11 protein-coding genes are annotated in these 15093 nt (G+C 31.7%); 4 read left to right on the top strand and 7 right to left on the bottom strand.

The features are described from left to right. The first annotated feature begins 11 nt into the window (after positions 1 to 11). Together FNB79_RS03220 and FNB79_RS03215 are read left to right on the top strand one after the other, a co-directional pair. Positions 12 to 443 (top strand): deoxycytidylate deaminase, encoded by a 432-nt coding sequence (locus FNB79_RS03220; protein ID WP_143379931.1) that lies wholly within the window; start codon positions 12 to 14, stop codon positions 441 to 443. Beyond that, positions 443 to 2041, top strand: coding sequence for a S41 family peptidase (locus tag FNB79_RS03215; protein ID WP_143379930.1), 1599 nt, complete (start codon positions 443 to 445; stop codon positions 2039 to 2041). Before FNB79_RS03220 ends, FNB79_RS03215 begins: the two co-directional genes overlap by 1 nt. A gap of 23 nt (positions 2042 to 2064) precedes the next feature. Here the strand turns inward: FNB79_RS03215 and FNB79_RS03210 are convergent, their stop codons facing one another. Further along, entirely contained in the window at positions 2065 to 2268 is a 204-nt protein-coding gene (locus FNB79_RS03210; RefSeq protein WP_143379929.1) for a hypothetical protein, read from the bottom strand. 1 nt (position 2269) lies between these two features. Next, positions 2270 to 2851 carry a MarC family protein gene (locus tag FNB79_RS03205; protein ID WP_143379928.1) on the bottom strand — a complete coding sequence of 194 codons (582 nt, stop codon included), beginning with the start codon at positions 2849 to 2851 and terminating at the stop codon, positions 2270 to 2272. A gap of 90 nt (positions 2852 to 2941) precedes the next feature. On the opposite strand from FNB79_RS03205, the gene FNB79_RS03200 reads away from it, so the two are divergent. After that, a complete protein-coding gene (locus tag FNB79_RS03200) occupies positions 2942 to 3508 on the top strand; it encodes a DUF3109 family protein (protein ID WP_143379927.1) in 567 nt (188 codons plus the stop codon). Between the two features lie 3 nt (positions 3509 to 3511). Here the strand turns inward: FNB79_RS03200 and FNB79_RS03195 are convergent, their stop codons facing one another. From FNB79_RS03195 to FNB79_RS03185, 3 genes are all read right to left on the bottom strand, one after another. Continuing rightward, positions 3512 to 5503, bottom strand: a complete 1992-nt coding sequence (locus FNB79_RS03195; RefSeq protein ID WP_143379926.1) for a tetratricopeptide repeat-containing sensor histidine kinase — start codon at positions 5501 to 5503, stop codon at positions 3512 to 3514. A gap of 1 nt (position 5504) precedes the next feature. After that, positions 5505 to 6239 carry a LytR/AlgR family response regulator transcription factor gene (locus FNB79_RS03190; protein WP_143379925.1) on the bottom strand — a complete coding sequence of 245 codons (735 nt, stop codon included), beginning with the start codon at positions 6237 to 6239 and terminating at the stop codon, positions 5505 to 5507. 356 nt (positions 6240 to 6595) lie between these two features. Beyond that, entirely contained in the window at positions 6596 to 8908 is a 2313-nt protein-coding gene (locus FNB79_RS03185) for an inorganic phosphate transporter (protein ID WP_143379924.1), read from the bottom strand. Between the two features lie 815 nt (positions 8909 to 9723). Here FNB79_RS03185 and FNB79_RS03180 point away from each other — a divergent pair. Further along, on the top strand, positions 9724 to 10080 hold the full coding sequence (locus tag FNB79_RS03180) for a toxin-antitoxin system YwqK family antitoxin (RefSeq protein WP_143379923.1): 357 nt from the start codon (positions 9724 to 9726) through the stop codon (positions 10078 to 10080). Between the two features lie 78 nt (positions 10081 to 10158). Here FNB79_RS03180 and FNB79_RS03175 read toward each other — a convergent pair whose 3' ends face one another. Continuing rightward, on the bottom strand, positions 10159 to 12081 hold the full coding sequence (locus FNB79_RS03175; RefSeq protein ID WP_143379922.1) for a hypothetical protein: 1923 nt from the start codon (positions 12079 to 12081) through the stop codon (positions 10159 to 10161). A gap of 25 nt (positions 12082 to 12106) precedes the next feature. After that, positions 12107 to 14905, bottom strand: a complete 2799-nt coding sequence (locus FNB79_RS03170; protein ID WP_143379921.1) for a TonB-dependent receptor — start codon at positions 14903 to 14905, stop codon at positions 12107 to 12109. Positions 14906 to 15093: the final 188 nt, after the last annotated feature.

The raw sequence follows: 15093 nt of genomic DNA, 5'->3' as shown, positions 1-15093 counted from the left end.
AATCGTTTTTAATGTCGAAAAAAAAGCAACTTAAGTACGACAAAGCTTATTTAAGAATAGCTAGAGAGTGGGGGAAATTATCGTTTTGCGAACGCAAACAAGTAGGAGCCGTAATTGTTAAAGATAGAATGATTATTTCTGATGGTTATAATGGGACACCTACAGGATTTGATAATTTTTGTGAAGACGAAGATGGTTACACCAAATGGTATGTTTTACATGCCGAAGCTAATGCCATTTTAAAAGTTGCAGCGTCTACACAATCATGCAAAGGTGCTACGTTATATATTACACTTTCACCTTGTAAAGAATGTAGTAAATTAATACATCAAGCAGGAATTGTAAGAGTAGTATACTGCCAGAAATACAAAGATAATTCTGGTTTAGACTTCTTAGAAAAAGCTGGCATCCAGATTGAATATATCGAAGATTTATCCGCATAATGACAGTTAATAAAATATATTTACCCTTAATTGTTGGAGCCGCAATCGCGGTTGGGATATGTATTGGTGGAAAATTAAATTTTTCTGATACTTCTGATCGATTATTTACCTCTAATAGTAAAAAAGAAAAGCTAAATCGTTTAATAGATTATATTGATTATGAGTATGTAGACGATGTGAATACCGATAGTATTGTAGATGTTACGGTAAATGGCATTCTTGAAAATTTAGATCCACATTCTGTATATATCCCAAAAGAAGATATGGAACGAGTGGCTGAAAATATGAAAGGCGATTTTGTTGGTATTGGCATTCATTTTTATACCTATAAAGATACTGTTACGGTGATTAGAACTGTAGATGGAGGACCTAGCGATAAGGTAGGTATACTTGGAGGTGATCGTATTATTTTTGCAGATGGCGATTCTTTATTTGGGAAATTTATAAATGATGTAGATATTGTACAGCGGTTAAAAGGCCCAGTAGGATCTAAATTACATTTAAAAGTATACAGAAAAGATACAGATCAAATTCTAGATTTTGATGTCTCTAGAGGAATTATTCCCATAAAAAGTGTAGATGCTAGTTATATGCTTACCGAGACCTTAGGTTATATTAAGATAAATCGGTTTGCCGAATCTACTTACCGCGAATTCAAAACAGCATTACTAGATTTAAAGACTAAAGGAGCTAAAGAAATTACACTCGATTTACGAGATAATCCTGGAGGGTTTTTAACCGTAGCAGAGCAAATTGTAGATGAGTTTTTGGAAGATGAAAAACTTATACTTTTTACAAAAAATAAACGCGGTAATATAGATAAGAGTTTTGCAACAGAAAAAGGCGATTTTGAAACAGGAGAAGTTTATGTGCTAATAAACGAAAACTCCGCGTCTGCTAGTGAAATTGTTGCTGGAGCTTTACAAGATAACGATAAAGGCACTATAGTTGGTAGACGTTCTTATGGTAAAGGGTTGGTGCAGCGTGAAATGGAATTGGGAGATGGTAGTGCTGTGCGACTTACAGTTTCTAGATACTATACTCCAACAGGGCGCTCTATACAACGGTCTTACAGTCATGGAAATAAAGATTATTACGATGAGTATTTTGAGCGTTTAGAGAGCGGCGAACTCTTAGATCCTGATAAAATTAAAGTGTCCGATTCTTTAAAGTTTACCACACCTAAAGGTAAAGTTGTTTATGGTGGCGGAGGTATTATTCCTGATGTATTTGTCCCATTGAATTCAGGGACACAAAATGAAACACTTTCATTTTTAGAACAACGAGGTTTAATAAGCTATTTTATTTTTGAAGAATTAGAAAAAGATCGTCATCTGTATGACGATTACATCAGACAAACATTTGTAGATAGCTTTAGTGTAAGTGACAATTTAGTTTTAAAATTTGAAGATTATTTAAACTTAAGAACCTTAGCCAGCATTTCATTTAGTGCTTATCAAGATGAGGTTAAGCTGTATTTAAAAGCTACTATAGCCGATCAATTATACGGTAAAGGAGCATATACAGAAGTGTTTAATAACGATAATAACATGATTAAAGAAGTTATTAAATTAAGTAAACAACACCAAAATGATTAAAGCAACAATAATCTTTTAAAGATTTACTTCTGGTTTTTAAACTTCTTCTCAATACTTTTAGAAGTATTTAATATAAGTAATAGTACCAAAGCACATAATAAAGCCATAATGGTAATTAAAGCAACGATGCCTTCGTCACCAAAAGGATCTTCAAAATTTATTTGAGTAGCATTAAATACAATTAGCGCAATAGCAATTACCGAGAGTATGATGGAAAGTATTTTCATATTATATAAATAAGGCTTTAATATTATGGGCAAATAATTTTACTGCAATAGCTAATAAGATTACACCAAAAACTTTACGAATTATATTTATTCCTGTTTGTCCTATTATACGCTCAATTGCAGACGATGTTTTTAATACAATGTAAATAAGTATAACGTTTAATAAAACAGCAATAATTATATTTTCTGTTTTAAATTCTGCTCTTAAAGATAGCAAAGTTGTTAAGCTACCAGGTCCTGCAATTAACGGAAATGCTAAAGGGAAAACAGTTGCTGTAACTGCAGATTGTTCTTCTTGTTTATATAGCGTAATACCTAAAATCATCTCTAAGGCAATAAAAAATAAAATAAACGACCCTGCAACAGCAAAAGAGTTTACATCAATACCAATAAGTTTTAAGATGCTATTTCCTAGAAATAAAAATACTATTAAAATAGTACCTGCAATAATAGATGCTTTCTCGCTTTGAATGTGTCCCATTTTTTTACGTAAATCAATCACAATAGGAATATTTCCTATAATGTCTATTACGGCAAAAAGAATCATAAAAGCGGTGAATATTTCTTTAATATTAAATTGCATTACAATAAAGGTTTAATTTTTGCGCAAAAGTAGTGGATTAAAATATACTATGTATAATAAATAAATATAAAGTTTGCCTATTTTTACAGCATGTTTCAAATAGGTAAAACCATAGTGTCAGAAGAAATTATAGAGAAAAACTTTCTTTGTAATTTGTCTGCGTGTAAAGGACAGTGTTGTATTGATGGCGATGCTGGAGCTCCTTTAGATAGTAAGGAAGTAGAAATTTTAGAAGAGATTTACCCCAAAGTAAAGCCTTTTTTAAGAAGAAAAGGCATCGAAGCTATTGAAGCCCAAGGGACGTATATTACTACAGATTTTGGGGATTATGAAACGCCTTTAATTGATGGTGCAGATTGTGCATATGTTATTTTCGATAAGAAAGGTACTGCCCTTTGTGCTATTGAAGAGGCTTATAATCAGGGTGAAGTAAGCTGGAAAAAACCAGTTTCTTGCCATCTATATCCTGTTAGAATAAAAGAATTTACGGAGTTTTCTGCAGTAAATTACGAGCGTTGGGATATTTGTGATGATGCTTGTTCTCTGGGAAAAGAATTACAAGTTCCAATTTATAAGTTTGTAAAAGAAGCTTTAATTAGAAAGTTTGGTGAAGATTGGTATTTAGAATTAGAGAAAGTTGCCGAAACATTAAAGTAAAAATTAAGCAGTGTTTGTTTTAGAAATAGGGATTTGTAATATAACTTTTGTGCCTTTAGGTCTGTCTTTCTCGTTGTATAAATCTTCAATTTCAAATTTATAATCTTTAGCAAACCGTTTAGAAAAGTTGGCTAAACGTGCTTTTGTAATTGCAATTCCTACAGATTTTCGTTTTAAAATTTTCAGGCTATTTATTTTATCAGCCTCAATTCTTCCTATACCATTATCTATAATAGAGATGTTTATGTAATCTTCGCCTTTTCTAGAAACATATAAGTCTATTTTTCGATCGTGTTTTTTAGAAGACAAACCATGCCATAAAGCATTTTCTAGGAACGGTTGTAAAATTAAAGAAGGGACTTTAATCAATTTTGTATCTATGTTTTCAGGGACGTGAATGTTAAATTGTATTTCGTCTTCAAACCTTATATTTTCTATATTTATATAAAGTTGCATGGTGTCTAATTCATCCTCTAATGTCATCTCTTTTTCTGTTGAAGCAATTAGAATTTTTCGAATTAATTTAGAGAATTTATTGAGATAATATACCGCTTTTTCTTTGTCATTATTTATAATGTAAAGTTTTATTGAATTTAAAGAGTTGAAGATGAAATGCGGATTCATTTGGCTCCTCAGCATATCTTGTTCTAAGGTTATAATCTGTTTTTCTTGTTTTAATTGCCTGTGCCTTATGATAATGATTATCATGGTTGTAAACAATGAAATTAAAATGGCCGTGTACCAAAAAAGTTTTTTATTTCGCTCTAATTTGTTGCGAACTATTTCATTTTCATCGGCTAATTCTTGAATCTGATTGTTTTTAGATTCATGTTCATATTGTATAATTAAATCATTTACATAATTTAAATTCCTGTCGTTGGTAATACTATTTTCTATTTCTTTACTTTCTTTATAGTATAAATGCGCCAATTTGTAATTTTCAGATTTACTATATATTTTGGATAAGTAATAGAGTGACTGAGATGTAAATGTTTTTAAATCGTATGTTTTTGAAATTTCTAAGGCAGTATTTAAATTTGCTTCAGCCTTTTCATCTTCATTAAGCTTTTCTTGAATTTGACCTAAGAGAATATAAGCTTCTGCTAGGTAATATTGGTCTCCTAATACTTTTGCTTCTTTTAGAGTTTGAGTATTTAAGGCTAGAGCTTGGTTGTATTTTTCTTGTTTAATATAAATTTGAGTTATGGCGTTATTACAAATTACATAACCCATTTTAGAATTAATTTGTTTATTGTAATCTAAAGATATTTTATAGTTCTTTAAAGCTTCTTCTAATTGGCCTTTATGCTCAAGAGCAATACCAATATTTTGATAGTTTATGGCAAGTCCTAATTTGTTTTGGCCTGTAGTTTCAATGAGTAAAGATTTTTCAAACTGTTTTAAGGCTAAATCGTACTGTCTTAAAACTAAATAAATGTTTCCCATACTGTTTCTAGATACAGCCATACTGTGTTTAAGCTCAGAATCGGGATTTACTTTTAGTCTTTTGTAAGCTAAATCGTATGCTTTTTTATGATAATCTAATGCAGGTTTAACTAAGTCCATCCTACGGTAAACCACACCTATTAAATTTAAGGATATGGTTTGTAGTACATCATTATCTGCTTCTGTGGCTGCTTTTAAAGCGCTTTTATGGAATGTTATCGCAGATGAGTAAAGTGATTTATTACGGTTTAGTGTTCCTAGTGCATTTAAAGCATAGCACGTTGCTTCAGGATATTGGTCTAATGTTGCTTGATCTTTAACATATTCCATTTTTAAAACATCTAGCTTATCATTAAAAAAAATAGTTTCTAATGCATTGTAATGTTTAGGCTTGTTTTTTAAAGTGACTTTTACGCGCTCAATAAAAATAGAATCTAATTCTATATTTTGTGCCGCAATAGTTTGAAAGCATAATAAGAGGACGATTCCAAAGAGAAGAAAGGTAGTAGATACAATTGATTTTTTTGTGTAGGAGTATTGTCTTTGCATACTATATTTTTTCTAAAAAATCTGATTTCCGTTGCCTAGCCACAGGTATTTTATGGTTAGGCTGTATCAAGACGTAGCCTTCATTTTTAATGTATTCTTTAATTTTGTTTAAGTTTACAATATATGAATTGTGTATTCTAAAAAAAACATGTTCAGGTAATATTGTATTGACTTCTTTTAACTTTTTTGTAAGTACAATTTTTTGATTATCTATTAAGGAGATTGTACTGTAATTTCCATCAGACTCTACAAATAGAATATCATCTATGTCTACAAAAATTAATTTACCATCGGTATTAATTGATATTCTGTTATTGTTGTATTTAGTGTTAAATTTGGTTAATATATCTTCTATTTGTGCTGTCTTATTCAATTTTGAATGGTACTTTTTTATTTTATGTATAGAGTCTTCTAAGTCGTCAGAATCTATTGGTTTCAATAAATAGTCTATTGCTTCGTGCTTTAAAGCTTGTATACCATACTCGTTATATGCGGTAGTAATTACAACAGAGAAATTTCTGTTTTTTAGTTTTTCTAAAAACTGAAATCCATCCATAGTAGGCATTTGTATATCTAAAAACAGGCAGTCTGGTGGCGTTTTATTTAGGTATTTAATAGCGTCTTCTGGAGATGTAAAAGTCTTTATAATTTTAATATGGTTCTTAAAATTGTTTAATTCCCAGGTTAGACTTTGTATGGCTTTGGTTTCGTCATCAACAATAACAGCTTCAATCATAATCTTAATAAAGCAATTTTTTTTATTAGTTATTTTTAAATTTACGTAAATTTTTTTTTATTAATTTATTTTTTATACCTTTTTGTTGTTAGATATACAATTAAGTGTGCCAATTATACAAATGTTGTTTGTTTTTAAATTTGATTGTTGTTTATTGAAAAACATTAAGAAAACTTAATTAAATTGGTCTCTCAATGAGTTTGAAAATTCAAATTTGATGAAATAGAGCTTAAATAATTAGTTGGTTTAATTATAGGGGTAAAGAGAACTTTAAAAAGGTTCTCTTTTTTTTATGATATAAAAAAACCGAACTATTACTTTATTAATAGTTCGGTTTTTAAATGGATGTTCACAGCTTATTCGGCTAATTCTTCATCCTTTAAAATTTTATGTATTTGTGTAGTGCCATCATTTGCATGGTAGAATTCTTCTAACAAGTTCATAGTGGCTGTGAGTAAATCTTTAGTTTCAAGTAGTAAACTAAAGTATAGCGTTGTGTTTTTTGGACTTACTTCTTCAGTTCTAGTACGTTCAACTTGTTTTTGAATTTTATGTGTAATTTCAGAAAAAATTTCTTTTTTATGTTTTAAAATTTCTCCAATATCTTCAAACGTACGGTTCTCAAATGCTTTCTGGGTATTTAAGAATAATTTCTCTAATACAGAATCTATTTGTTTAAGTTCTTTGATTTGGTTGAATTTTAATTTTTTATGGTTGTTGTTTACGTGTTTGTAGCTTACTTTAGAGATGTATTCTAAAGATTGAGACATGTCTTGTAAATACCCTAAAATATTAATGTAAAAGTTGCTGGCAGCTACACTAGATTCATCCAAGTTTTTTATAAAATAGAAAATATTGTCTCTAAGTTCATCAATCTCATTTGCGAGTTTTTCTACTTGTTTTTTGTTTTGTTTTAATGCAATTAATTCTTGTTTAGAGAGTCCGTTTATGGCGCCAGTATAAATTCTGTTTACTCGTTTAATAGCATTTGCTATGTTGTGAGCACTTTCATGAACTACGCCTTGAATAGAGCTGCTTTCTGCACGTATTAATTGGCCTTCTGCTTTTAATTCTTTTTGTTTTTTATTGTGTATTAAATAGTTTCTAGAAAGCAATATAAATGCAATTAATAATAGAATCCCTACCATAGATGGGACGTGTAAATTAATTAAATATGCAATTATGGCTGCAGATGCAAATGCAATTAAAGCTGTAAAGAACCAACCTCCAATAACATTTAAAACTCCTGCAACACGGTATACGGCACTTTCTGCACCCCAAGCTTTATCTGCTAGAGACGTACCCATAGCCACCATAAATGTTACATATGTAGTTGAAAGAGGAAGTTTCATTGATGTTGCAATAGAAATAAGAACACTGGCAACCATAAGGTTTACCGCCGCTCTTACCATGTCAAAAGCAGGAAGTTCGTATTTTTTGTGGCGCTCTAATGCAATTGTTGGTTTTTCAAACTGTTTATCAATTCTTTCTTGAGTTCTACTAGGAATTAAAAATCCAATCATATCAGATAGTCCAACCGCCGTTCTTACAAATCCACGAGATAAAAAGTTAGGCTGAAAGCGTTCTTTAGTTTCGTTCTGGCTGGAAGATAAATCTATAGAGGTTTTAACAACAGCTTTAGCTTTACTAGAAAACCATAAGGTAACGACCATAACCATTCCAGCTATAAAAAGCATTAATGTTGGAGTTTTTACAGCTTCTCCTAAAATGGCCATATTAAATTCATTGGCTGGTATGCCCGAAGCAGACCATTCTTGATAAGATTGCCATGCTGCAATTGGTACTCCAATAAAGTTTACTAAGTCGTTTCCTGCAAACGCCAGAGCTAATGCAAAAGTTCCTATTAATATAATAAGTTTATATATGTTTTGTTTTAATACCGCGGTATAGACATAAGATATTAAACTCCATAATGTAAAACTAATTAATAAAATAAAAAGCACTTCGTTTTCTAAAAAGTGTCCAATTGTAGTGCCGCCTAAAAAGGAATAGCTTTCTTTAGCAAAAGATGTACCTCCAATTCCTTTTATAAAAATAAAATATGAAATCGCTGTGATGGCCATACCACCAAACAGAGCTCCTACCCATTTTGCCTTTTTTTCGTAGTTAAAAGATAATAATAAGCGTGTTACCCATTGTACAAGGGCTCCAACTGAAAATGCAATAACTACAGAGAGGAGTATTCCAAATATAATTTGGGTAGCTTTGGATGTGTTGATATAATTTACAACGTCTGAAATGTGATTGCCGTCATTTCCAATTTTAATTAAAGCTATAGCTACAGAAGCTCCCAATAATTCAAATACTATAGATACTGTAGTAGATGTTGGCATTCCTATGGTATTAAAAAAATCTAATAGTAAGATATCGGTAATCATTACCGCCATAAAGATGATCATGATTTCGCTAAACATGAACTCGCCAGGATTAAAAATACCTTTTCTAGCAACTTCCATCATCCCGCTCGAAAAAATAGCTCCGATAGCTACTCCAAGGCTTGCAACTATCATAATAGTTTTAAAAGATACAGCTTTGGACCCTATTGCAGAGTTTAAAAAGTTAACGGCATCATTGCTTACCCCAACAACTAAATCTGCGATAGCTAAGACTGCTAAAGCAACAATCATTAATAAATATATATTCTCCATTTTCTAATCTCAAATTGATTGCAAATATCTATAGTGTTTCCCACTGAAGTGTTATGTAAATGTTATGATTTTTAATAAAAATAATAGGGCTATAGCAGTAGTTAAACTTAATTTATTGCCAATATTAATACCTTTTATATTAGTATATAATTAGAAATCATTTTAGTGTTTTGCGTCTTTATTTGAGTTTTTTTTAAAAGTTATAAATTTTACTAATTCTGAGATGTTTTCTATAGGTTTAGTAAAATTAAATTATGAGCTCTTTATTTTATAAAATTATGAATTTATAAATAAAAATTAAAAGATAGTGTTTTAATTTCACTCGTCAATAGTACAGTTTTTTACACTAAAAACTGAATTTAGAGATATGCGTGTTTTGTTAAATCTAATACTGTGCCTTACAAGTAGTTTTATTCTTCAACGTCATTAACGAGCTGTTAAACTTGTTTTATTGTGAATGAGTTGTGATAATTATCTGATAATGAGATTTTATTCGCTTTTATTTATTAAATTAGGTTTAACTACAAATGCTTATTAAAATAAGAACTGCCCATAACAGGCAGTTCTTTTGTTCATGATAAATAGTCGACAAAAACTAATAGATTATATGAATAGTTGCAAAGAACGGTATTGTTTTTTATGTCTATGTGAAGCAAGCATTATGTTAATATTAATTGATTTAATGAGTTTTTCTTTTTGTAAACATCATAAAATCAGTTTAATATGACTCAATGTTAAATTAATGTTACCAAAAGATTGTTTTAATGTTAATAAATGTTTATCTTTGAGATATAAATCAGTAAAACCCGAAGGAGATGAAAACGAAATTAATATTTGTATTTGCATTATTAGTGACTGCAATGTCATTTGCACAAGATAAAAGAGAATTAAAATTAAATCAAGAAACACAACTTATTGAAGTCACATATTTTTATGAAAATGGTGATGTTAGTCAGACTGGAACTTATACGTTAGAAGGTAAGTTGCAAGGTGAATGGAACAGTTATAATAAACAAGGCCAGAGAACTGCATCTGCAACTTATAAGGATGGGAAAAAAGTAGGTAAATGGTTTTTTTGGGGAGAAGATTCTTTAAGAGAAGTTGACTATGAAAATAATACTATTGCTAGTGTAAGTGAGTGGAGCAACAAATCTAAATTAGCATCTCATTAAAAAAGAGGTATAATATACAAAAATAAAAAGCACCCATTTCTGGATGCTTTTTTGTATTAATGTATTTGGTTTTAAAGCTTATAGTGAAGTTGCCCAAGAGAAAGTAGCAACATCTACAGTTGCAGCTTCATCGTATAAACTAGTTTCGTTAGCTTCTTCACCATTAATAGATACGTTAGATAACGGACCGTCGTTAGCCATATCTAAAATTGTAGCGTAACCTGTTAAAGATAAGCCAGTGATAGTTGCTCCAGATTCAGCTTTAAATTGTAATGCTTTACCGTCTACAGTAGATACTGCTGTAAAGTTTACAATTTTAGGGTTACCATTTACACCATCTGCTTCAATAGCAGTAGAGAAACCAGCTTGAGTATGAGATACGTAAGTGTTCGTTAAAGTACCGTTCCATCCTTCAGTCCAGTCGATAGCATCATCTTCTAAATCTTGTACATAAACATTAGTTGCGTTTACAGTACCTCCAAAAAATTCAATACCATCATCTAAACCACCAATTAAAGCTACATTGTTAATAGAAGTTGCTGAACCAACAGCGTAAAGTGTTAATCCGTTGTATTGAGAATCAGCATTAATTTGTGCACCAGATTGCTTGATTACTAAGTATTCTATAGAACCAGAGTTATCTTCATCATTACTTCCACCGTAGATTAATCCACCAACTTCAGCAGTTGCATCTGTACCAGCAGTTGTAGTAGCGTCTCCTAAGATTACTAAACCTCCCCATACACCTGTTTCAGATGTTGGAGCCATTACTACAGGATTAGCTTCTGTTCCTTCAATAAAAATTTGAGCTCCTTTTTGGATAGCTATATAAACATCTGTACCAATTCCTGTATTGATTGTTGTTCCAGCTGGAATAGTTAAAGACGCACCATCTTCGATACTTAAAATACCAGGTAAACTATATGTAATAGATGCATCTAAAGTCATATCTTCATAAATAGACCCAGTTAAGATAGAATTGCTTCCAGCGTTTTCAATCCAATCAAACATACTAACATCTACAGTTGCAGGTCCAGTATAAGAATCCTCAAGAGTTGCAGTTTCACCTTCAATAATAACGTTAGCTAAAGGACCATCGTTAGCCATTTCAAGAGCAGTATCGTAACCACTAAGAGAAAGACCTGTAATTGTTGCCCCAGACTCAGCTTTAAATTGTAATGCAGTACCTCCAACACTAGAAACAGCAGTGAAGTTTTCAATTATAGGGTTTCCATTAACACCATCAGCTTCAATAGCAGTAGAGAAGCCTGATACAGAATGTAGTACGTAAGTGTTAGTTAATTTACCATTCCAGCCTTCAGTCCAGTCGATAGCATCATCTTCTAAATCTTGAACGTATACGTTAGACGCATTTACAGTTCCGCCAAAGAATTCAATACCATCATCTAAACCATTCATGATTGCGATGTTGCTAATAGAAGTTCCAGAACCAACAGCGTAAAGTGTTAATCCGTTATATTGAGAATCTGCGTTAATTTGAGCTCCTGAGTTAGTAATAATTAAATATTCAATAGAACCAGAATTATCTGAATCGTTAGAACCACCATAAATAAGACCACCAACTTCAGCAGTAGCATCTGTACCAGCAGTAGTTGAAGCATCTCCTAAGATAACAAGTCCACCCCAGTTACCTGCAGTATCAGGACCCATTGTTACAGGAGAATCTGCAGTACCATTAATGTTTATTTTTGCTCCTTTTTGTACAGCAATATAAACGTCTGTACCTGTGCCTGTAGTAATATTTGTTCCTGCAGGAATAGTTAATGTTGCTCCGCTTTCTACACTTAAAATTCCAGTAAGTTCGTAAGCAATTGAAGCGTCAAGTATTTTACTTTCGGTAATAGAACCTTCTAATATAGATTCATCAGTTTCTCCACCGCCACCTCCGGTAGAATCATCGTCACTACTACAGCTAATCGCAAATACATTCAGTAAAGCAATTACACTTAAAATCGAAATTTGTCTGATTGTTTTTTTCATTGTGTTATGTTTAATAAATTTAATTTTAAAAGTTAATGTTTATACCTAAGGAGATAGTTGTTCCGTTTTTATAAGATCTTGTCACTTGAGTGCTTTCTACTCCAGTTGACGAAGTGTATACATCCTGAGTTCTTTTTATGTTAGGATTTAGTATGTTTAAAGCTTTGAAATTGATGTTTATGTTGTCTGAAAGTTCTTGGCTTAAAGTTGCATTTAAGACTGCAAAACCTTTTTCAATAATTTCGTTGTTATATAATGTAGATGTTACTGTTTGACTATCTGGCGCACTTCCCAAAGCGTATATTTTGTCTGAAGCGTAGTTACCAGAAATATTGGCATTAAATGTTCTCTCCCAATTAGTAGAGAAGTTTAGTGATGCATTTACGATATAGTCTGATGCACCTTCAAGGCCGATTTCATCTTTACCATTATATGTATAGGTATTTGCTATAGATCCATCTTGATTATAAATTGTTTTAAGATCTTGATTGTGCCACATTTTAGTGAAGTTAAATCCGAAATCTAAATTGTAACCATTATCATCTGTAGAAGCGATAATGTCCATATTAGCTTCTAATTCTAATCCAAATACTTCTGCCTTATCACTCGTGTTTTCGAAAGTAAAATACCCAGAAGACCCTCTGTCTAATGTTTTGTTTATTGGGTTTTTAATGTGTTTGTAAAACCCTGTTGCAGAAATAAGTTCTTTGTTTGAAGGGAATAATTCCCATTTTACATCAAAATTATATACATCACTAGCTTCCAAATCAATGTTACCTACAACAACTTGGTTGGTAGGAGATACATATCCAAAAGGAGCTATTTCTTTAAATTCTGGTAACGTTATTGTTTTACTTGCAGCGATTCTAAAGTTGTTTTTCTCGTTAAGTGCATATTTAACATTAAACACTGGGTAAATGTTGCTGTACTCTTTGGTTACACTACCCTCTCTACCACCTGGAGCATTTCCAACATTGTAGTCTACAATAATTTCATCTTTTTGGTATCTAGCCCCTAGGTTAAAGTTGAATTTGTTAACTGCGTAATTTGCGCTAAAAAAACCTGAAGCAGAATTTAATTCTCCGTTATAACTATCAGGTAAAGATTCTGTTAAGCTTAATACGCCACTGTCAAAATTATCTTGAGTAAAAACAGCACCTAATTCATCTAACGATGGCGGAACAACTTGTCCAGGAGCACCAACTTCATCTACGCCATAAACAGTAGATTGGAAGTCTCTAGTTTTGTATCTGTAGTTAGCACCAAATGCTACCATTAAAGTAGATTCGTTTTCTTTTTCAAAGATTTTTAATTCATCTTTAATACGTGCATTTAATTCAGAATCTTCAATCTCTTGAGCAGATTTTCTTTGTTGTGTACCACCTTGATTTGCTAATTCTATGCTCTCAGATTCTGTGTCTGTAGGTTTCTTTATGTTAACCTCGTTTCTTATTCTGTTAGGTTCGTCTGCATCCATTCTGTTGTAACCTAAACCCCATGTAATATGATTTTTGGTACCCAATTGATGGTCTCCCATAATTTGATTAACCCACAATCTAGTTTGTTTTGTGTTTTGGTCTTTTACATATTGGCTATAAGCATCTTCGTCATTTACTTCTTCAAATACAAAACCTTCACGATTTCTACCTGCTTCAAAAACTTGGTCAGTCATTTTATTTACAAAAAGACTTACGGCTCTTAAATCATGATCGTCATTAATTTTATAAGCCATATCTACAAGGCCAGTTGTGCTAATAGTATTTATGTAATTAGTAGCATCTGTATATTTTACATCTTCTAAGTTTCTATTAAACTGTTGAAAAGTCCCTTCGTTGTATTCAAATTTACTGGATTGAGAACCGTTGAATAAGATTTTAAAATTGTCTCCAATTTTAGTTCCAGCAGTTAAGGTGTATCTGTAATCTATAGGTAAGCTAGTACTTTCTGTGTCCCAAGATTGTTCTGTAATGGCATCTTTTGTAGATAAGTTGCTAGAATAGAATCCAAATGAAATATCGTCACGATTAGCTGTGCGCTTAAATTTACTTTGTCCAATTGCGTTTGTATTAAATCCAGATTGTAAACCAAGTTTAATTTCGTTGTTGCCAACTAAACTTCTAGAGTTAATATTGATACTTCCCGAAGATTGATCTGCAGAGTTCTCTGGTGCAAAGTTTTTGCTTATTGAAATACTTTGTACAATTCTTGTTGGAAAAAGTGCTAAGTCAATGTTTTTCTTGTCTACGTTATCAGAAGGTATAGTCATTCCGTTAAGTGTAGTATATAAGTAACGGTCTCCTAAACCTCTTACGTAAACATCTCCTGAGGCTTCACTACTTGAAACTCCAGAGATTTTTGTTGTCGCTGTAGCAGCATCACTAACTCCTAATTTAGCTAATTCTATAGAGCCAATACTTTCTTTAATTTCTACAGCTTCTCTCTGGTCTAATAATAATGCAACTTCACTATCTTTTCTAGATGTTGTTGTAATTACAATTTCATCTAATGCAGCTGCACTAGCTCCCATAACAATGTTTGCTTCAGTTACTTTTCCTGAAATAACAGTTAAAGGTACTTGTTGTGTTTCGTAACCAACAAAACTATAAATTAAGGTGTACTCTCCTGGTTCTAAATTGTTAAAAGAGTAAAGGCCATCCATGTCAGACGTTGTTCCGTTTGTTGTGCCTTTAATTAAAATGTTTGCAAATGCAAGTGGCTCGTTATTATATTCTTTATCTATTAATTTACCAACGATCGAGCCGGTATCTTGAGCGTAATTAAACGCAGTGGTTAAAAATACTAATGCTATTAATAATTGTTTCATTTTGTCGTTTATTTTCATTCCGCAAATAAACTTCTGATTTTTCGAATCAACTAGAAACAGGGGTTAATGATAGGTGATAAAAACGTTAACTTAAAGTTAGAGAATGTATTGGTTTTTTGTGTTTTGTAAACATTTTGTTAACATGCTAAAGTTTCTGTAACCGGTTTAATATCTCTTGAAGTGCGATG

Origin of the sequence: Formosa sediminum, from assembly GCF_007197735.1 — a bacterium.
Taxonomy (GTDB): domain Bacteria; phylum Bacteroidota; class Bacteroidia; order Flavobacteriales; family Flavobacteriaceae; genus Formosa; species Formosa sediminum.
Note: the sequence above shows the minus strand (reverse complement) of the source record. Positions and strands in the feature narration are given on the sequence as shown.